Annotated in this window: 19 protein-coding genes; 8 read left to right on the forward strand and 11 right to left on the reverse strand. The window is 56.2% G+C overall.

Translation table 11 applies throughout. The features are described from left to right. The first annotated feature begins 11 nt into the window (after nucleotides 1-11). Nucleotides 12-101: a cytochrome bd-I oxidase subunit CydH gene (cydH, locus tag DCL27_RS08145; protein WP_097364649.1), complete on the forward strand. Its 90-nt coding sequence runs from the start codon at nucleotides 12-14 to the stop codon at nucleotides 99-101. A gap of 86 nt (nucleotides 102-187) precedes the next feature. Here the strand turns inward: cydH and sodB are convergent, their stop codons facing one another. After that, complete coding sequence (gene sodB, locus DCL27_RS08150) at nucleotides 188-766, reverse strand: superoxide dismutase [Fe] (RefSeq protein ID WP_005286175.1); 579 nt, start codon at nucleotides 764-766, stop codon at nucleotides 188-190. 266 nt (nucleotides 767-1,032) lie between these two features. Then, complete coding sequence (locus tag DCL27_RS08155) at nucleotides 1,033-1,884, reverse strand: C40 family peptidase (RefSeq protein WP_109691529.1); 852 nt, start codon at nucleotides 1,882-1,884, stop codon at nucleotides 1,033-1,035. Between the two features lie 450 nt (nucleotides 1,885-2,334). Between DCL27_RS08155 and DCL27_RS08160 the strand changes: the two genes are divergently transcribed. Beyond that, complete coding sequence (locus DCL27_RS08160; protein WP_005286163.1) at nucleotides 2,335-2,685, forward strand: Grx4 family monothiol glutaredoxin; 351 nt, start codon at nucleotides 2,335-2,337, stop codon at nucleotides 2,683-2,685. Nucleotides 2,686-2,765: 80 nt separating this feature from the next. On the opposite strand, the gene DCL27_RS08165 is transcribed toward DCL27_RS08160, so the two are convergent. The 3 genes from DCL27_RS08165 to gloA form a co-directional block, all read right to left on the reverse strand. Continuing rightward, nucleotides 2,766-4,088, reverse strand: coding sequence for a Na+/H+ antiporter family protein (locus DCL27_RS08165; protein WP_035600834.1), 1,323 nt, complete (start codon nucleotides 4,086-4,088; stop codon nucleotides 2,766-2,768). 191 nt (nucleotides 4,089-4,279) lie between these two features. Continuing rightward, nucleotides 4,280-4,945, reverse strand: a complete 666-nt coding sequence (gene rnt, locus DCL27_RS08170; RefSeq protein ID WP_005286155.1) for a ribonuclease T — start codon at nucleotides 4,943-4,945, stop codon at nucleotides 4,280-4,282. Nucleotides 4,946-5,074: 129 nt separating this feature from the next. Continuing rightward, complete coding sequence (gene gloA / locus DCL27_RS08175; protein ID WP_005294285.1) at nucleotides 5,075-5,482, reverse strand: lactoylglutathione lyase; 408 nt, start codon at nucleotides 5,480-5,482, stop codon at nucleotides 5,075-5,077. Between the two features lie 759 nt (nucleotides 5,483-6,241). Here gloA and slyA point away from each other — a divergent pair. Continuing rightward, nucleotides 6,242-6,673: a transcriptional regulator SlyA gene (slyA, locus tag DCL27_RS08180; protein WP_035600831.1), complete on the forward strand. Its 432-nt coding sequence runs from the start codon at nucleotides 6,242-6,244 to the stop codon at nucleotides 6,671-6,673. Between the two features lie 73 nt (nucleotides 6,674-6,746). On the opposite strand, the gene DCL27_RS08185 is transcribed toward slyA, so the two are convergent. Continuing rightward, complete coding sequence (locus DCL27_RS08185; RefSeq protein WP_005294289.1) at nucleotides 6,747-7,214, reverse strand: outer membrane lipoprotein; 468 nt, start codon at nucleotides 7,212-7,214, stop codon at nucleotides 6,747-6,749. A 385-nt stretch (nucleotides 7,215-7,599) separates the two neighbouring features. On the opposite strand from DCL27_RS08185, the gene anmK reads away from it, so the two are divergent. The 5 genes from anmK (at nucleotide 7,600) to pdxY (ending at nucleotide 12,296) form a co-directional block, all read left to right on the forward strand. Then, entirely contained in the window at nucleotides 7,600-8,736 is a 1,137-nt protein-coding gene (gene anmK, locus DCL27_RS08190) for an anhydro-N-acetylmuramic acid kinase (protein ID WP_005286137.1), read from the forward strand. Between the two features lie 3 nt (nucleotides 8,737-8,739). After that, on the forward strand, nucleotides 8,740-9,060 hold the full coding sequence (locus DCL27_RS08195) for an MliC family protein (RefSeq protein ID WP_005286135.1): 321 nt from the start codon (nucleotides 8,740-8,742) through the stop codon (nucleotides 9,058-9,060). Between the two features lie 233 nt (nucleotides 9,061-9,293). After that, on the forward strand, nucleotides 9,294-9,947 hold the full coding sequence (gene pdxH, locus DCL27_RS08200; RefSeq protein ID WP_005294291.1) for a pyridoxamine 5'-phosphate oxidase: 654 nt from the start codon (nucleotides 9,294-9,296) through the stop codon (nucleotides 9,945-9,947). A gap of 138 nt (nucleotides 9,948-10,085) precedes the next feature. Continuing rightward, nucleotides 10,086-11,360 (forward strand): tyrosine--tRNA ligase, encoded by a 1,275-nt coding sequence (tyrS, locus tag DCL27_RS08205; RefSeq protein WP_005294292.1) that lies wholly within the window; start codon nucleotides 10,086-10,088, stop codon nucleotides 11,358-11,360. Nucleotides 11,361-11,429: 69 nt separating this feature from the next. Next, the gene (gene pdxY / locus DCL27_RS08210; protein WP_005286122.1) at nucleotides 11,430-12,296 is read left to right on the forward strand and encodes a pyridoxal kinase PdxY; all 867 of its coding nucleotides are present in this window, start codon (nucleotides 11,430-11,432) and stop codon (nucleotides 12,294-12,296) included. Between the two features lie 76 nt (nucleotides 12,297-12,372). Here pdxY and gstA read toward each other — a convergent pair whose 3' ends face one another. The 5 genes from gstA to rsxG all read right to left on the reverse strand — a co-directional run bounded on the left by gstA (nucleotide 12,373) and on the right by rsxG (nucleotide 17,186). Further along, nucleotides 12,373-12,978: a glutathione transferase GstA gene (gstA, locus tag DCL27_RS08215; RefSeq protein ID WP_005286120.1), complete on the reverse strand. Its 606-nt coding sequence runs from the start codon at nucleotides 12,976-12,978 to the stop codon at nucleotides 12,373-12,375. Between the two features lie 165 nt (nucleotides 12,979-13,143). After that, nucleotides 13,144-14,607 carry a dipeptide/tripeptide permease DtpA gene (gene dtpA, locus DCL27_RS08220; RefSeq protein ID WP_035600675.1) on the reverse strand — a complete coding sequence of 488 codons (1,464 nt, stop codon included), beginning with the start codon at nucleotides 14,605-14,607 and terminating at the stop codon, nucleotides 13,144-13,146. 595 nt (nucleotides 14,608-15,202) lie between these two features. Next, the gene (gene nth / locus DCL27_RS08225; protein WP_005286109.1) at nucleotides 15,203-15,844 is read right to left on the reverse strand and encodes an endonuclease III; all 642 of its coding nucleotides are present in this window, start codon (nucleotides 15,842-15,844) and stop codon (nucleotides 15,203-15,205) included. Further along, complete coding sequence (locus DCL27_RS08230; protein ID WP_005286106.1) at nucleotides 15,844-16,560, reverse strand: electron transport complex subunit E; 717 nt, start codon at nucleotides 16,558-16,560, stop codon at nucleotides 15,844-15,846. Before DCL27_RS08230 ends, nth begins: the two co-directional genes overlap by 1 nt. Continuing rightward, entirely contained in the window at nucleotides 16,557-17,186 is a 630-nt protein-coding gene (gene rsxG / locus DCL27_RS08235; RefSeq protein ID WP_035600678.1) for an electron transport complex subunit RsxG, read from the reverse strand. The genes DCL27_RS08230 and rsxG overlap by 4 nt, the downstream gene beginning before the upstream one ends. Nucleotide 17,187: the final 1 nt, after the last annotated feature.

Below are 17,187 nucleotides of genomic sequence, written 5' to 3' on the forward strand. Positions count from 1 at the left end.
GAGGTGTCAAAATGGAAAGCGATCTGAAATATTCCTTGGTGACCACGGTGGTAGCCCTGTCGCTGATCGTCGTCGCAGGCCTGATTGTCGCACTACATTGAGAGTGAGCCAAGGCGGCGGGGACAGAGCCGGAGGCAAAGAGAAAAGGCGCTCAAAGAGCGCCTTTTTTATCACCGGATGATCGGGATCAGGCCAGGTTCTGCGCGACGAATTCCCAGTTAACCAGCGCCCAGAAGTTTTCCAGGTATTTCGGACGGGCGTTACGATAGTCGATGTAGTAGGCGTGTTCCCATACGTCGACGGTCAGCAGCGGCTTGTCTTCACCCGTCAGCGGGGTGGCGGCATTAGAGGTGTTGACGATGGCCAGGCTGCCATCCGCCTTTTTCACCAGCCAGGTCCAGCCGGAGCCGAAGTTGGCGACGGCAGACTTGGTCAGCGCTTCCTGGAAGGCGGCGAAGGAGCCAAAGGCCGCGTTGATCGCGTCGGCCAACGCGCCGGTCGGCTCGCCACCGCCGTTCGGAGAGAGGCAGTGCCAGTAGAAGGTGTGGTTCCATACCTGAGCGGCGTTGTTGAAGATACCGCCGCTGGAGGTCTTGATGATCTCTTCCAGAGACTTACCTTCGAACTCGCTCCCCTTGATCAGGTTGTTCAGGTTAACCACATAGGTGTTGTGGTGCTTACCGTAATGGTATTCCAGGGTTTCGGCGGAGATATGCGGCTCCAGCGCATTCTTGGCGTACGGTAATGCAGGTAATTCAAATGACATAGCTCTCTCCTTAATGCTTTTGTGACAAGCCGGTTGAACCGTAGACGCGACGCCGGAGCGTACGCCAGCGGTGAGATAAAAATGAAAAAATCTTGTTGTCCGCTTGTTATGGTTTGTGATTCTAGCAAGTTTTACCATTAAAGACAGGGGGTAGCTGTATTTTAGTCGATCGAATGGTGAAATGTGCAGCAGCGGGGGCGTCGGTGGAGACAGCAAGGAGAGACGCGGCGATCATGTGCAGACCGCCGCAGGGTGATGACGGGCGATCAGCGAATGGTTTTCGGCGTCATCACACGACGAGCGCCAAGATAGTGATCCTGCCAATAGTCATCGCCGAGGTAGCTGATGCGGATCTCCTCGCCGGTGCGCGGTGACTGGATGAACTTACCGTTCCCCAGGTAGACCCCAACATGATCGGCCGCGCCACGGCCATTGATCTGGAAAAAGACCAGATCGCCGCGTTGTAATTCGTTGCGTTTGACCGGCGCGGCATCGCGCAGGTGATACATCTCGTTTGCCGTGCGTGGCATTTTGATATTCAGCAGATCCTGGTAGGCGTAGTAGATCAGACCGCTACAGTCGAAACCGGTGTGGGGCGAGCTGCCTCCCCAGCGATAGGGTTTCCCGATCTGGCGCATCAGCTTATTCATCGCCGTCTGTTTGGCATGCTGATAGCGTTTTTTGTGCTGCGGGCTGAGACGCAGGGGGTGTCTATCTTCCTGTGGGTGGCGCCGAGTGACATGATGCGCCACTTGCCGCGCGGAAGGGCGGCCATAGTGTTTCTTTGGCGCGCTCTGCTTGCGTGCGGCCGATGAATGACGACTACGCTCCGTGTGAGTTTTTGCGCCGCGCCGGGGGGGGTGGCTAGCATGCGTGGCGGTGACGGGACGGGAAGCGGAATGGGAGGTACGCTGAACGTGTGCGCTGGCCTGATGCGTGGCGCTGCGTTGTTTGGCGCTGCCGTGCTCGCTTTTACGCTTCTTACGCTCGGCATGCTGGCTGTGAGACGCCGCAGACTTCCGCTGATCGGCGCTAATCTTGTGGGCCGGTGCGGCCGCCGCCGAGGTGGTAAACCATTGGGTAAACAGCAGTACAAAGAGCGCAACGAATAGACGCATCATCAATCGCTTCCGAGCCAAACACTAAAATAAAAACCTAGAAACTACAGTATTAATTCAATAATGCCGAAGATAACAGTACTGATGTTTACGTATTAGCGTCTAATTGTGAGCAAATATTTCAATTGGTGCATTTCGCGTCATCCCCTATTTTTTCTGGGGAAAATAGCGTCTATTTTCCCCGATAAATCGCTGGGGATATCGAGTTGGCGAGCGCGCTGGGGGTTAGCGTGATGCGCTGAAGAGACCACACAAAATGGGGTGTTTTTTTCCGCTGCCCGTCACCGCTACAATAGCGACACCCGGCCTTGTCGCGGGCGATCTCTTGCGTCGTGTAGGGAGCGTGGATAGGGGGATGGGGCTCAGCATCGAGCGCCTTGTCCCCGAGGATACGCTTGGGTGATAATGGCAGCCTAACAGGTATAACACTGAATAAAGGAAGTAGAGACAATGACCACCATCGAAAAGATCCAGCGTCAGATCGCCGAGAACCCGATCCTGCTATATATGAAAGGTTCACCGAAGCTGCCGAGTTGCGGTTTCTCTGCGCAGGCGGTGCAGGCGTTGTCGGCCTGTGGCGAGCGTTTTGCCTATGTGGATATCCTGCAAAACCCGGACATTCGTGCCGAATTACCGAAGTTCGCTAACTGGCCGACCTTCCCGCAACTGTGGGTCGAGGGCGAGTTAATCGGCGGCTGCGATATCATGATGGAAATGTATCAACGCGGTGAGTTGCAGAGCCTGATTAAGGAAGCGGCGGCCCGCCATAGTGCGGATAGCCAAGATCAAGATAATGCGTAATACCCGTTGTGGGTGACATCATAAAGGCGCCGGTGGGCGCCTTTATGGTATCTAGAGCATGCGCGACTGTCCCATCCTCGTTAAAGGATCATCGCGGCCGCCCAACCGAAGGCGAGCAGTGGTAAGTTGTAGTGCAGGAAAGTCGGCACGACCGAGTCCCAGATATGATCATGCTGACCATCCATATTGAGCCCGGAGGTGGGTCCCAAGGTGGAGTCGGAGGCCGGTGAACCGGCATCACCCAAGGCGCCGGAGACACCGACGATAGCGATGGTGGCCATCGGTGAGAAGCCGAAGGCGATACACAAGGGGACGTAGATGGCGGCGATGATGGGGATGGTAGAAAAGGAGGAGCCGATGCCCATGGTGATGATCAGGCCGACCACCAGCATTAATAAGGCTGCCAGCCCACGGTTGTCACCGATGGCGCCCTCGATGGCGTTGACCAAGGTATCGACGCTGCCGGTGGCCTTGATGACGGCGGCGAAACCGGAGGCGGTGATCATGATGAAGCCGATCATGGCCATCATGTGGACGCCGCGAGTAAAGACATCCTGCGTCTCGCGCCAATGGATCACTCCGCCGAGGATAAAGACCACAAAGCCCATCAAGGCACCGAGTACGATGGAGTTTGTCGCCAACTGTACGCTGAGCGCGGCGATGATCGCCAACACGGCAACCCAGACGGAACGTAGGTTGATGCGTTTATGCTCCGGTTCGGCCGATAAAATACGCCCCTCGTTATAGCGTCGTGGCTTGCGGTAGCTAAAAAACAGCGCCAGCAACAGGCCAAATAACATGCCCAGTCCCGGTAACAACATCGCGGTCGGTACCTGTGAGGCGCTGACGTGCAATCCATTATCGTTAAGATTTTTCAGTAGGATGTTGTTCAGAAAGATGCCACCGAAGCCGATCGGCAGCACCATATAGGGGGTGATTAGACCAAAGGTCAGCACACAGGCCACCGCGCGGCGGTCGAGTTGCAGGCGAGAGAAAACGTGCAACAGCGGGGGAATAAGGATCGGAATAAAGGCGATGTGAATCGGAATGAGGTTCTGCGACGAGATGGCGATCAGGGTCAGGATCAGTAACAGGCCATACTTGAACCAGAAGAGACGGTTACTGCTAGGCGTTAGCCCCATGCGTCGGATCACGCCTTGAGCTAATACATCGGTGATCCCAGAGCGAGAGATTGCCACGGCGAAGGTTCCTAGCATGGCGTAGCTTAGGGCGATCTCGGCGCCGCCGCCTAGTCCCCCACTAAAGGTAGTAATGGTGGTTTCTAATGGGAGTCCTCCGCTTAACCCGGCGACCAATGCGGCGACGATCAGGGCGATCACCACATTGATCCGCAGCAGACTGAGCGCCAGCATTACGACAACGGCAATAACAACAGCATTCATAGACGTCAATGTCCTAAAAATCAATCAAGGCGGTAGCACGATTATTAGCATGTTTCTGTGCGTGCTACGACAAAAAAATACACTGTCGTGACGTTTTGTGCCCTTCCGCTGGCGCGGCAATAGGGCGAGGGGAGAAAAATGCCCGCGTAGGCGGGCATCGAGAAGCGCGGTGAAGAGGAGGTGGCGTCGAGTTAAGCCTCGTTCTCCGCCACGGCATCCGTGAGATGAGCCGGCGGCCAGCCGCCCAGTCGTTTCCAGCGATTGACCAACTCGCAGAACAGGAGCGCCGTCTGCTGTGTGTCATACAATGCGGAATGCGCTTGGCTACTGTCGAAGGGGATCTCGGCGCTGATGCAGGCCTTGGCCAATACCGTCTGCCCCAATACCAGTCCGCTGAGTGCGGCGGTGTCAAAGGTGGCGAAGGGGTGGAAAGGGTTGCGTTTCAGCTTGGCGCGTTCGGCGGCTGCCATCAGGAAGGAGTGATCAAAGTGGGCATTATGGGCCACGATGACGGCACGATTGCACTCCTGATCCTTGATCCCTTTACGCACAACCTTAAAGATGGCGTGTAGCGCCTCATACTCGCTGACTGCGCCACGTAGCGGGTTGTGCGGATCGATGCCATTGAAGGCTAATGCCTCGGGAGAGAGGATGGCACCCTCAAAGGGTTCGATATGGAAGTGTAAACATTGATCGGTTTCCAACCAGCCGGCGTCGTTCATCCGCAGGGTAACGGCGGCGATTTCGAGTAAGGCGTTGCGGTTGGCGTCGAAGCCTGCAGTTTCTACATCGATAACCACGGGATAAAAGCCACGGAAACGCGCGCTTAGCGCGTTGAGGTTAGAGGTGTCAGCCATGAGTTCGTTGGTGTCTTTATTTTTGAGTGCAGCGCCTATTATGGCAAATTTCACGGGGATTTACACGGGGTGAGCGGGGGAGAGCGCGAATGGACGACCGATAGGGGCCGCCCATCTCACATCCGGCGGTTAGCGGCCTAACCCCTGACTGGCAGAGCGATTCTCGATCAATTCGATCTTGTAGCCATCGGGGTCTTCAACGAAGGCGATGACCGTGTGACCCCCTTTGACCGGGCCGGCCTCACGGGTCACCTTGCCGCCAGCCAGGCGGATCTGTTCGACGGTGGCCGCGACGTCATCCACGCCTAGTGCGATGTGGCCGAAGGCCGTGCCCATCTCATAACTGTCGACGCCCCAGTTATAGGTCAGTTCGATCACCGCACCCTGGCTTTCATCGCCATAGCCGACGAAGGCCAGAGAGTATTTGTAGGCTTCGTTTTCGCTGGTACGCAACAGGCGCATGCCCAGTACCTGAGTATAAAAATCGACGGAACGCTTCAGATCACCGACCCGCAGCATGGTATGAAGTACGCGCATAGTATCCTCAACACTGGCTGATTAAAAGGACGTTTCAATAGTGTCATAGCGCCTGCTGTCTTGGCAATGGGCTAAGCACTGTTCGGCCATTCCGTCGAGGGAGTGATTACGAGGGGACTGATAAGCGTATCTTTATTAGTTATATTTGTTAATCATTATAATGTCGCTTTAAATAGCATTCGGCGATTCCTTTATATGCATCGCAAATTTATGTGATAAATATATATGTTGATTGTTTATATTGTATATTAAAGCAATAAATCATTGCGATTATTGCTGAGGGAACCGTCACTGTGGTCAGCGAGCCCAGGCGCCTTCTGGCCTGCATGGCGATGTTTTCATCATGTTATGCACAGAATGCAGGCTTTATTTGCAATATGTATGTTTTTTAATGGGTGAACCACGCAAATAAATAAGACTTTTTTTATTATTTCGCTTTATATTGTTTAGCTAACTGGTTAATATTATTCGCATGCAATCGTTGGTTTATTCACACCATTAGTGGGTGTGCAAGGGACTAACGAGAGTGCAACAAAAGGAATAGGCCGATATGTACCCGGCACGAGGGTGAGGCGGTAGCGCGTCGGCGTCTTACGCCGTTTAGCCTACGCGTAGTGTGAGTTTGCCGTCTCTGCAATACCTCGTGAACACCGAGTCGCGCGCCGTAGCAGTCAGCCAAATAGGTTCGGCCGCTCGACGAGCATCTGGAGCAGGTGTATCGGGGTTATGGATTAGCACACTCATTATAAGGAGATTAAATTGGAATCGACATTGGGCTCGGATTTATCACGGTTGGTACGAGTGTGGCGTGCGTTGATCGATCAGCGTTTGAAGCCGTTAGAGCTGACGCAGACTCATTGGGTGACGTTGTATAACATTCACCGCTTACCTCCGGATCAATCTCAGATCCAACTGGCCAAGGCGATCGGTATCGAACAACCATCCTTAGTCAGGACGCTGGATCAGCTAGAAGATAAGGGGCTGATTACCCGCCATATCTGTGCGAATGATCGTCGAGCTAAGCGTATTAAGCTGACGGACGACGCCGAGCCTGTGATTAAAGAAGTGACGGGTGTGATTTCGCTGACGCGCAGTGAGATCCTGGATGGCATCTCAACGGATGAAATCGCGTTGCTGACCAATTTGGTAGAGCGATTGGAACAGAATATTATTCACTTACAGAATAAATAACTCAGTTTTATTCCATCGCTAACAAAAAAACCGGAAGGTATCCCTCCGGTTTTTTTTGTTGCTGATGTGCCGATTACATCGGCGAGACGTTGACGCTGCTGCCGTTGCTGAGCAACATGACGCGTTGATTGACGCGGAAGGCTTGTTTGTCGGCCTTCTGTACCACGGCGATGGTCTTACCACTATCCATCTTGATCACCAACTGCACCCCATCGGTACGGTTGACCGCGCCTTCGATGCTGTTGCCCGCGACGCCACCCGCGACAGCCCCTGCGGCGGTCGCCAAGCTACGACCGGTTCCTCCCCCGATGGTATTCCCCAACAGCCCACCGATGACGGCGCCGCCGATGGTACCGATCATATTGGCCTCGTTGCCCGCCTGAATGCGCACCGGCTCTATGGAGACGATAGTCCCGTAACTCACCTGTTGCACCTGTTTAGCCTGATTGGCGCTGTACACATCCCCAGAGAGGGTACTGGTGTTGGCGCAGCCAGCCAGAGTTGCGCTAGCAATGGCGACAATAATAAGACGCTTCATCATGATTGGGTTCCTTTTATTACCATTACCTGTGTTCCTCCCCGTGCGGCCGTCGCGCTAGGCGTACGGTGTGGCGGGGCAGAGCGCCGGTGATTGCATCGTGATAGTTTCAGTGTATGTCAAAATGGCTGAACCGTGGTTAAACCGGCGATCTTCGTACCGGGCAGCCCAGTCTTCTGACAGGTATGATGATATTCTAGTGATAAATCGGTGGGTTAAGAAGCTGGAAAATGGAAATTATGTTGCAGCTTTTTGCGAGCGTCGGATTTGTCTGCAATTGGCGTAAATCGGGCAGCGATCCTGCGAAAACTTAAGGCAATCCATAGGTTGAGTGTTAGGCTCTGGTCAAGGTATGGCGGGCGAAGAGATCGAGTAGGGGGAAGGGGAAATGAAAACGGGACGCTATATTGGCATCATGTCGGGCACCAGTCTGGATGGCATCGATGTGGTATTGGCCGCCATCGACGAGACGTTCGTGGCGCGTCAGGGGCACTACACACACCCGATCCCCGCGGCGGTGAAGGCGGCGATCCTGGCGATGTGCCAGGGGCAGGCGACCACACTGGCGGCGGTGGGCGAGTTGGATCGTACCCTGGGAACCCTGTATGCCGAGGCGGTGAACCACCTGTTGGAGCAACAACGTTTAACGGCCAGGGAGATCGTGGCTATCGGCTGTCATGGCCAGACGGTCTGGCATCAACCCGATGGCGCGGCGCCGTTTACCCTGCAATTGGGCGACAATAACCGTGTCGCGGCATTGACCGGGATTACTACCGTGGGGGATTTTCGGCGGCGCGACATGGCCTACGGTGGTCAGGGGGCGCCGCTGGTGCCCGCTTTTCACCAGGCGTTGCTGGCACATCCCGAGGAACGGCGCATGGTGCTGAATATTGGCGGGATTGCCAATCTGTCGCTGTTGCTGCCGGGGCAAGCGGTACGTGGCTTTGACACCGGGCCGGGTAACATGTTGATGGATGCCTGGATCTGGCGCCAATGCGGCCGCCCCTATGATGCTGACGCCGCGTGGGGACGAGAGGGGCGAGTGCATGCGGCATTACTGGCGCAGATGCTGGCCGATCCCTATTTTGCGCGTCCGGCGCCGAAGAGTACCGGACGCGAGTGGTTTAATCTGGGGTGGCTGGAGCGTCAATTGCAGCGCTGGCCGGCGATTGCGCCGCAGGATGTGCAGGCGACGCTAGCCGAGCTGACGGCGCGTAGCATCGCCGATCAGGTCGAGTTGGCCGGTGGCTGTGAGCGTCTATTGGTCTGTGGTGGCGGTGCTCATAATCCACTGGTGATGGCACGGCTAGCCGCGTTGTTACCCGGCACCGAGGTGGCACGCAGCGACAAGTATGGCGTCAGCGCGGATGATATGGAGGCCTTGGCCTTCGCCTGGTTGGCCTACCGGACGCTCTCCGGCTTACCGGGGAATCTGCCATCGGTGACGGGTGCCGATCGCGCAACCCTGTTAGGCGCTATTTATCCGGCTAACCCCGATGATGACCATCTGGCGAGCGGGAGGTGAGTGATGCGTATTATGATGCTAGTCGGCGCGGCGCTGTTGCTCGGCGGTTGTCAGCTGTTTGGCGTGGGCGCGCCGCAGACCTTGCACTACCGGTGTGGCACCCTGCCATTGACGGTGCAACAGGATAATGCCCAGCGCCAGGTACGCATGGTACTGGATGGTCGGGCACTGACCCTGCGCCAAACCGTGTCGGCATCGGGGGTGCGTTACAGCGATGGGCAGTATACCTTCTGGTCGAAGGGCGATGGGGCTTTTGTGGAGCGCGATGGTCACATCATCGTGAATGATTGTCTCCTCCAGCCCGCGCCAGTACTGTCCCTATAGTTTCCCCTCCGCTGTCACCGTCCTCCCGGCCTTCGGGAGGGCGGTGTTTTTATCTCTATATAAATCAATAGAATAAAATACCTTATCCACCTGATAAGTGTGTGGGACGGTGTCATTTGTCAGGCAAATAACACGCGGTGAGGCCGGATGCGCCGGCGTCACGATGGGCGACGATTGAGATCGTGACGATCAAGGGGCAGAATAAAGATAGTTACGCTGTCGGGAGGTTGAATATGAGTGAAAACAACGAGTTTGATATTGCCGACTTGCGCCGCGAGTATATGCGTGGTGGCCTGCGTCGCCAGGATTTAACCGCCAATCCGCTGGATCTGTTCGAGCGTTGGCTGCGCCAGGCATGCGACGCGCGTCTTGCCGATCCCACCGCCATGTGTGTGGCGACGGTAGATAAGTCGGGGCAGCCTCATCAGCGTATCGTCCTGTTGAAACACTATGATGAGCAGGGGATGGTGTTCTATACCAACCTGGGCAGCAATAAGGCGCAGCAGTTGGAGACGAATCCTCGTATCAGTTTGCACTTTCCCTGGCACATGCTGGATCGTCAGGTCAGCGTGACCGGGTGCGCCAGTCGTCTCTCCACCTTGGAGGTGATGAAATATTTCCACAGCCGTCCCAAGGATAGTCAAATCGCCGCTTGGGTCTCTCATCAGTCGGCGCGTATTTCGACCCGCGGCATCCTGGAGGGCAAGTTCCTCGAGCTGAAGCAGAAGTTCTTACAAGGCGAGGTTCCACTACCCAGTTTCTGGGGGGGATATCGCGTAGCCATCGACAGCATGGAGTTCTGGCAGGGGCGAGAAAATCGCCTGCATGACCGTTTTCTGTACCAGCGCGCCGAGGATGGCTGGCAGATCGATCGCTTAGCGCCCTAGCGGCGTAATTTCCCGGTTAAAGGCTGGCGTGACGGCGCCCGGCGCTTTATCCTATAGCGTTTATAATCCGCCCTGGCATCGGCCTGCCGGCAGCGTCTGGCATGGATTACGGTGTGTGTATAATTAATGGAGTTATTAATGGCAAGCAGCAACCTGATTAAACAATTGCAAGAGCGGGGCCTCGTGGCCCAGGTTACGGACGAAGAGGCGTTGGCAGAGCGACTGGCGCAGGGGCCTATCGCACTGTATTGCGGATTCGATCCGACCGCAGACAGCTTGCATTTGGGCCATCTGGTTCCCCTGCTGTGTCTGAAGCGCTTCCAACTGGCCGGGCATAAGCCGGTGGCGTTGGTCGGCGGGGCGACAGGGCTGATCGGCGACCCGAGTTTCAAGGCGAGCGAGCGTAAGCTGAATACGGAAGAGACGGTACAGGGTTGGGTCGAGAAGATCCGCCACCAGGTCGCACCGTTCCTGGATTTCGATTGTGGGGCTAACAGCGCCATCGCCGCCAATAACTACGACTGGTTTGGCGGCATGAATGTGCTGACCTTCCTGCGCGACATCGGTAAGCACTTCTCCGTTAACCAGATGATTAACAAGGAAGCGGTTAAGCAGCGCCTGAATCGCGACGATGTCGGCATCTCCTTCACCGAATTCTCCTATAACTTGTTGCAGGGCTACGACTTCGCCAGCCTGAACCGTATGCATGGCGTCGAGTTGCAGATCGGCGGCTCCGACCAGTGGGGTAACATCACCTCCGGTATCGACTTGACCCGTCGTCTGAACCAACAGCAAGTGTGGGGCCTGACGGTACCGTTGATCACTAAGGCCGACGGCACCAAGTTCGGCAAGACCGAGGGTGGGGCGGTGTGGCTGGATCCGAAGAAGACCAGCCCGTACAAGTTCTATCAGTTCTGGATCAACACCTCCGATGCTGATGTATACCGTTTCCTCAAGTTCTTTACTTTTATGAGCCTCGAGGCGATCGATGCCTTGGAAGAGGAAGATAAGAACAGTGGCAAGGCCCCGCGTGCCCAGTATGTGCTGGCCGAAGAAGTCACACGCCTGGTGCATGGCGCGGAAGGTTTGCAGGCGGCACAACGCATCACTCACAGCCTGTTCTCGGGCAGCCTGAACGAGATGACCGAAGCCGACTTCGCGCAACTGGCACAGGATGGCATGCCGATGATCGAAATGAGCATCGGCGCCGATCTCCAGCAGGCGTTGGTCGACTCCGAGCTGCAACCGTCCCGTGGCCAGGCGCGTAAGACCATCGCCTCCAATGCGGTCACCGTTAACGGCGAGAAACAAGCCGATCCCGAATACACTTTCAGCGACAGCGATCGTCTGTTCGGCCGCTACACGCTGCTGCGTCGTGGCAAGAAGAACTATTGCCTGATCTGCTGGAAGTAATCACAGCAAAGGGGGCTACGGCCCCCACTCAAATCAACGGCTGCCTCCGGGCAGATAAGTAAAAATACGATGAAGAATATCCTTTCCATACAATCTCACGTGGTGTTTGGCCACGCCGGTAACAGTGCCGCCGTTTTCCCGATGCGTCGCATGGGGGCGAATGTCTGGCCACTGAATACCGTTCAGTTCTCCAATCATACTCAGTACGGTCACTGGACCGGCAGCGTGATGCCGGCGACGCATTTGACCGAGATTGTGCAAGGGATTGCCGATATCGGGGAGCTTCAGCGCTGCGACGCGGTGTTGAGCGGCTACATCGGTTCACCGCAGCAGGGCGAGCATATCCTGCAGATCGTCCGTCAGGTGAAACAGAGTAACCCCGCAGCATGGTATTTTTGCGACCCAGTGATGGGGCATCCGGAGAAGGGGTGCATCGTGGCGCCGGGCGTCGCGGAGTTTTTCTGCCAGCAGGCGGTGGCCTGTAGCGACATCATGGCACCTAACCTGCTAGAACTGGAGACGCTGACGGATCGCCGCATCAGCAGTGTCGATGAAGCCTTGGCCGCCTCGCGTGAGCTGATCGCTCGCGGGCCGCGCATCGTGCTGGTCAAACATCTGCATAATGCCGGTTATGATCACGACCGTTTCGAGATGTTGCTGGTCACCGCTCAGGAGGCCTGGCATATCGCCCGTCCGCTGGTGGACTTCGGTGCGCGTCAGCCGGTTGGGGTGGGCGATCTGACCAGCGGCCTGCTACTGGTCAATCTCCTGAAAGGCGAGTCGTTGCAGAGTGCACTGGAGCATGTGACCGCCGCGGTTTACGAGGTGATGTTGACCACGCAGGCGATGGGGGAATATGAGCTCCAACTGGTGGCGGCGCAAGATCGCATCGCGCAACCGCAACATCATTATACGGCGCGGGCATTGCACGGCTAAGTCGCGCGACCGATCACGCTGTGTTAGGCCTCCCGTTGGGAGGCCTTTTCGTTTCTGGTATCGCTTGGCGTTAGGCTTATGCCAATCCTTCGGCGCTCAGCGTCGCCACCACCGCCGGACGGGCGGCGATGCGCGCCATATAGGCGGCCAACGTCGGCCATTGGCTCAGATCGAAATGCATCGCCTTCGCCCAACAGAGGATGGTGAACAGGTAGGCATCGGCGACGCTAAAGTCCTGACCGAGTAGGTAGGGGCGTTCGCCGAGGGCCGTATCGAGGTAGTGAAACTGTTTCTCCAGCCCGGCCCGTGCCGCCGCTTTGTTTTCGTCCGACAGACGGGGGTTGAATAATGGGCCAAATCCCTTGTGGAGCTCGGTGGCAATATAGTTGAGCCACTCGATGGCGTGATAGCGCGCCATCGTCTCTGCAGGGGGGATCAGCTTACGATCGGGGACGCGATCGGCCAGATACTGCACGATGGCGACCCCTTCGGTCAGTAGAGTGCCATCATCGAGCAGTAATGCCGGTACCTGCCCTTTGGGGTTGATTTGCAGATAGTCACCGCCATGTTCGGTGCGCTTATTGGCCAGATCGACGCTTTCGATGGTGAAGTCTAACCCCGCCTCGCGTAGAACAATATGTGGCGAGAGTGAACAGGCCCCTGATTTATAGAATAACTTCATCGCTCGCTCCTTGGACGTTTCCTGTGGGAAGAAAGAACATCCTCTTAGCGTAGTCAGTCGGATCGGCGCTGTCTGTGCAAACGGTAGAATTTCTTGTTAGACGGCGTGAGTAGGGCAAAAAAAAGGCGCCCGAGTGGGCGCCTTAGATGAAGCGTTGGGGGATGATTAGTCGCCCTGCGTCATACGATTCAGTTTCGGTGCGGTCAGCATCATCAGCACGGCGATCACGGCGGTGGCGATACCGATCTGCATAAAGACGTGGCTATAGATGGCCAGCGAGGCGTGCGGATCGGCGACGTCACCCGGGACGGCGGTCAGTGCGGCGACCTTACCGGCGATCAGCGCGGCGGCGGCGGTGGTCAGGAACCAGGACCCCATGATGAAGCCCATCAGGCGCTGCGGAACCAGCTGTGCCACCATCGCCAGACCCAGACCGGAGATCATCAGTTCGCCGATACTCTGCAGGGCATAGCTCAACACCAGCCAATGAACGGAGACGATGCCCGCGTCGTTCGCGAAGGAGGCGCCCCACGGCAGGACCAGGAAGGCACAGGAGCACAGCACCATACCGATAGCGAATTTATGCGGCATCGGCAGACGGTCACCCATCTTGTTATAGATTGCAGCCAGGATCGGGCTGGCGACCATGATCCAGAACGGGTTCAGTGCCTGATACTGCTCCGGCTCGAAGGCGATACCGAAGATGCTGTGCTCGACGTTATGGATAGCGAAGAAGTTCAGCGAGGTCGGCATCTGGCTATACAGTACGAAGAACACCACGGCTTCCAGCATCAGCAGGAAGGCGACGATCATCTTACGACGAGCGCCACCCTGCAGGGCGAAGGTCTCTTTGGCGAAGATCAGTACGATGCAGGCAGAGATGATGGCCAGCGCCCAACGAGCGATGGTCTGGTTATGCAGCAGCCAGGTAGAGATAGCGACCAGGATCACGACCCCGATCAGGGTCATCACCAGTTTGCCCATTTGCAACGGCGCAAAGTCAGGCTTGGACCCCTGATCCTTGACCCAACGGCGGCACATCATAAAGTTAACCAAGGTGATCAGCATACCGACCACGCTCAGCGAGAAGGCAACGCTCCACCCGAAACGGGCGGCCAACCACGGGGTGGCCAGCATAGAGAAGAAGGAGCCGATATTCACCGACATATAGTACATGGTGAAGGCGCCGTCTAAACGCGGGTCATTCTTCTCATAGCAGGTCGAGAGCAGAGAGGAAGGGTTAGCCTTAAACAGGCCATTACCGACCGCAATGGTCGCCATCCCCACGTAGACCAGTGATAAGTCATGGCCGGAGTAGGCGACGAAGGCATAACCGATGGCTAAGACCAGGGCGCCGAGCATGATGACGCGTTTGGCGCCGAGGACTTTGTCACCCAACCAGCCACCGATGGCGACGAAGCCATATACCAGGGCGCTGAAGGACGAGAATAAGGTGATCGAGTCGGCCTCGGTCATGCCGAGCATCTTGACCAGGTAGACGGCCATGATGCCTTGTAGGCCGTAGTAACCGAAACGTTCCCATAACTCGATGGAGAAGATGAGATAGAAGGCTCGGGGTTGCTTAAAAGCGTTTAGGCTAATTTCGGGGTTGTTGTTTGCGTTTGACACAAGTTACCTCTGGTTATTCATGCCCGCTACGTAGCGGGTAATAGTCACGGCGCGTTGTTTAAAAAAAACACTATTTACATTGTTATACGTGACGAGAAGAGAGGTACTCTTCACGATATTTTATGGGATGACAATACCTTTGTAATATCCTGTTACATAAACCGCTTCTGGAATAATCCGATAATGTTACAAATGTTAATCAGAGGGAACTCGCGCATAAAATGGGTTTTGCGATGTAAAATTTTGCCGAATTGCTATGCAAAACGCTTTTCGTTATATGTTTTGCTATTTTGCTAAAAAATAGGGATATCGTCTGGCTGAGTGCTAAAAATGCCTTTCATTCTTCTAAAGAATGATATTTTTCCAAAATCATCCAATTAACTAACAATGGTTTATCATTCGGGAAATAAATTTAACCACTTAAATGTGATCTAGTTCAAAATAATGAAAACGAAAGTGCTTGCGTCAATAGTGAGCTCGTGCAGAGAGGTGAGCAGAGGTAAAAAGGCGGGAACGATCACAGTCAGGCGCGCGAGAATGCGCTGGTCGTACGCGGCGTAGCGCCTAGGCGCCATTCTGGCGCCAGGGCGGTGTGTTACGCTTCAGGGTAGACCTTGTCACGGTACTCGCACAGATCCTCGATCAAGCAAGAGCCACAGCGTGGACGACGAGCGATGCAGGTATAGCGCCCATGTAGGATCAGCCAGTGGTGGCAGTTAAGGGCGAACTCCGCCGGTACCACCTTGAGCAGCTTCTCCTCGACGGCATTCACCGTGTCACCTGGGGCGAAGCGAGTGCGGTTGCAGACGCGGAAGATATGCGTATCGACGGCGATGGTCGGCCAACCGAAGGCGGTGTTAAGCACCACATTGGCCGTTTTGCGCCCAACGCCGGGCAAGGCTTCCAGGGCTTGACGATCTTCCGGGACCTCACCGCCATGCAAATCCAGCAGCAGGCGGCAGGTCTTGACGATATTTTCGGCCTTGCTGTTATACAAGCCGATGGTCTTAATATGCTGTTTGATACCCTCGACACCGAGATCTAACAAGGCCTGCGGGGTATTGGCGAGCGGGAAGAGGGTCGCGGTTGCCTTGTTGACGCTGACGTCGGTCGCCTGAGCCGATAGCAGTACGGCAATCAACAACTCGAACGGTGAGGCGTAGCGTAATTCGGTGGTAGGTTGTGGGTTGGCGGCTTGCAACCGCCGCAGGATCTCAATACGTTTTGCCTGATTCATTATGCCTGCTCATGGTTTGACGCTGCCGTATCGCTTAGCTCGGTGCGACGGGTGTGTTGGGCGGCGCGCAGCGCCTGACGGCTACGCATCTTCTGATCGATAACATATTTGCCCGCCAGCATAAATCCAAGGCCAAGGAATGCGCCCGGTGGCAAAATAGCCAGTAGGAACGGGGTATCGCTATGGAAGAGTTGCATGCGTAGCGCACTGGCCCAAGGGCCGAGTAACTGATCGGCACCATCGAATAGGGTGCCATTACCCAAGATCTCGCGCAGGGCACCCAAGACGAGCAAGGCGGCGCTGGCACCTAACCCGGTCGCCAATCCATCCAGCGCCGCCAGGCCAACCGGATTGTGGGCGGCGTAAGCTTCGGCTCGGCCGATAACGATACAGTTGGTGACGATCAAGGGAATGAAGATCCCCAACGATTGATAGAGGCCGAAGGCGTAGGCATTGATTAGCATCTGTACCGCGCTGACCACCGAGGCGATGATCATGACGTAGATGGGTATGCGGATCTCGGTCGGCACCCAGCGGCGCAACGCCGAGACGGCGCTATTGGTCAATACCAGTACTAACGTGGTCGCCAGTCCGAGTCCCAGAGCATTGGTCGCGGTCGAGGAGACGGCCAGCAGTGGACACAGACCAAGTAGTTGCACTAAGGCCGAGTTATTCTTCCATAGCCCATTGATCAGCAGATTTTTCGCTTCACTCATTCTCTTTCTCCACAGGCGGGCAGGCTCGCCAACTGAGGACGGCTATCCTGGATCACCAGGGTCGAACGGCGCACGGCATTGACCACCGCGCGTGGGGTGATGGTGGCGCCGGTGAATTGGTCGAACTCCCCGCCATCTTTTTTCACCCGGAACGTCGGATCGGCGGCACCATGTACCACTTTATTGCGGAAGCTGTCGATCCAATCGGAGACGCGGCGTTCGATCTTATCGCCGAGTCCTGGTGTTTCATGCTGCTCGATGACGCGTACACCGAGGACCTTACCGGCAAAATCGGTACCGACCAAGAGACGAATGGCGCCAGCGTAACCGTCGGGGGCGGTGGCCTCGACCAGAGCGGCGACGGGCTGCCCTTGGCGCTGTGCCAGATAGAGGCGATGAGGCTGATCGTCACCGAGCCGGGCGTCGCGGATCAGGCGGCAGCTCCCCTGCAAATCGTTATCGTAGTCGGCGGGCGCGATCACCTGGTCGAACAGTTGTTGCTGTTGCCGTGCCGCCTGTTGGGCGATGGTGCGGCTCGTCAACTGGTGGACGACGGCGGTCAGGGCGGTGGCGAGTACCGCGAACAGGGCCAGGCGGATGCCGTGGCGGCGCATAGTGGTTAGCATG

The sequence above is a fragment of the Edwardsiella tarda ATCC 15947 = NBRC 105688 genome (genome assembly GCF_003113495.2).
Lineage (GTDB): Bacteria > Pseudomonadota > Gammaproteobacteria > Enterobacterales > Enterobacteriaceae > Edwardsiella > Edwardsiella tarda.

Excerpts from the sequence above, each read along its gene's own strand:
- DCL27_RS08185 (WP_005294289.1), bottom strand. The coding sequence starts at position 7,214 with ATGATGAAGCGTCTTATTATTGTCGCCATTGCTAGCGCAACTCTGGCT.
- DCL27_RS08160 (WP_005286163.1), top strand. The coding sequence starts at position 2,335 with ATGACCACCATCGAAAAGATCCAGCGTCAGATCGCCGAGAACCCGATC.
- nth (WP_005286109.1), bottom strand. The coding sequence starts at position 15,844 with ATGAATCAGGCAAAACGTATTGAGATCCTGCGGCGGTTGCAAGCCGCC.
- cydH (WP_097364649.1), top strand. The coding sequence starts at position 12 with ATGGAAAGCGATCTGAAATATTCCTTGGTGACCACGGTGGTAGCCCTG.
- pdxH (WP_005294291.1), top strand. The coding sequence starts at position 9,294 with ATGAGTGAAAACAACGAGTTTGATATTGCCGACTTGCGCCGCGAGTAT.
- rsxG (WP_035600678.1), bottom strand. The coding sequence starts at position 17,186 with ATGCTAACCACTATGCGCCGCCACGGCATCCGCCTGGCCCTGTTCGCG.
- DCL27_RS08195 (WP_005286135.1), top strand. The coding sequence starts at position 8,740 with ATGCGTATTATGATGCTAGTCGGCGCGGCGCTGTTGCTCGGCGGTTGT.
- pdxY (WP_005286122.1), top strand. The coding sequence starts at position 11,430 with ATGAAGAATATCCTTTCCATACAATCTCACGTGGTGTTTGGCCACGCC.
- anmK (WP_005286137.1), top strand. The coding sequence starts at position 7,600 with ATGAAAACGGGACGCTATATTGGCATCATGTCGGGCACCAGTCTGGAT.
- DCL27_RS08155 (WP_109691529.1), bottom strand. The coding sequence starts at position 1,884 with ATGCGTCTATTCGTTGCGCTCTTTGTACTGCTGTTTACCCAATGGTTT.
- gstA (WP_005286120.1), bottom strand. The coding sequence starts at position 12,978 with ATGAAGTTATTCTATAAATCAGGGGCCTGTTCACTCTCGCCACATATT.
- DCL27_RS08165 (WP_035600834.1), bottom strand. The coding sequence starts at position 4,088 with ATGAATGCTGTTGTTATTGCCGTTGTCGTAATGCTGGCGCTCAGTCTG.
- DCL27_RS08230 (WP_005286106.1), bottom strand. The coding sequence starts at position 16,560 with ATGAGTGAAGCGAAAAATCTGCTGATCAATGGGCTATGGAAGAATAAC.
- tyrS (WP_005294292.1), top strand. The coding sequence starts at position 10,086 with ATGGCAAGCAGCAACCTGATTAAACAATTGCAAGAGCGGGGCCTCGTG.
- sodB (WP_005286175.1), bottom strand. The coding sequence starts at position 766 with ATGTCATTTGAATTACCTGCATTACCGTACGCCAAGAATGCGCTGGAG.
- gloA (WP_005294285.1), bottom strand. The coding sequence starts at position 5,482 with ATGCGCGTACTTCATACCATGCTGCGGGTCGGTGATCTGAAGCGTTCC.
- rnt (WP_005286155.1), bottom strand. The coding sequence starts at position 4,945 with ATGGCTGACACCTCTAACCTCAACGCGCTAAGCGCGCGTTTCCGTGGC.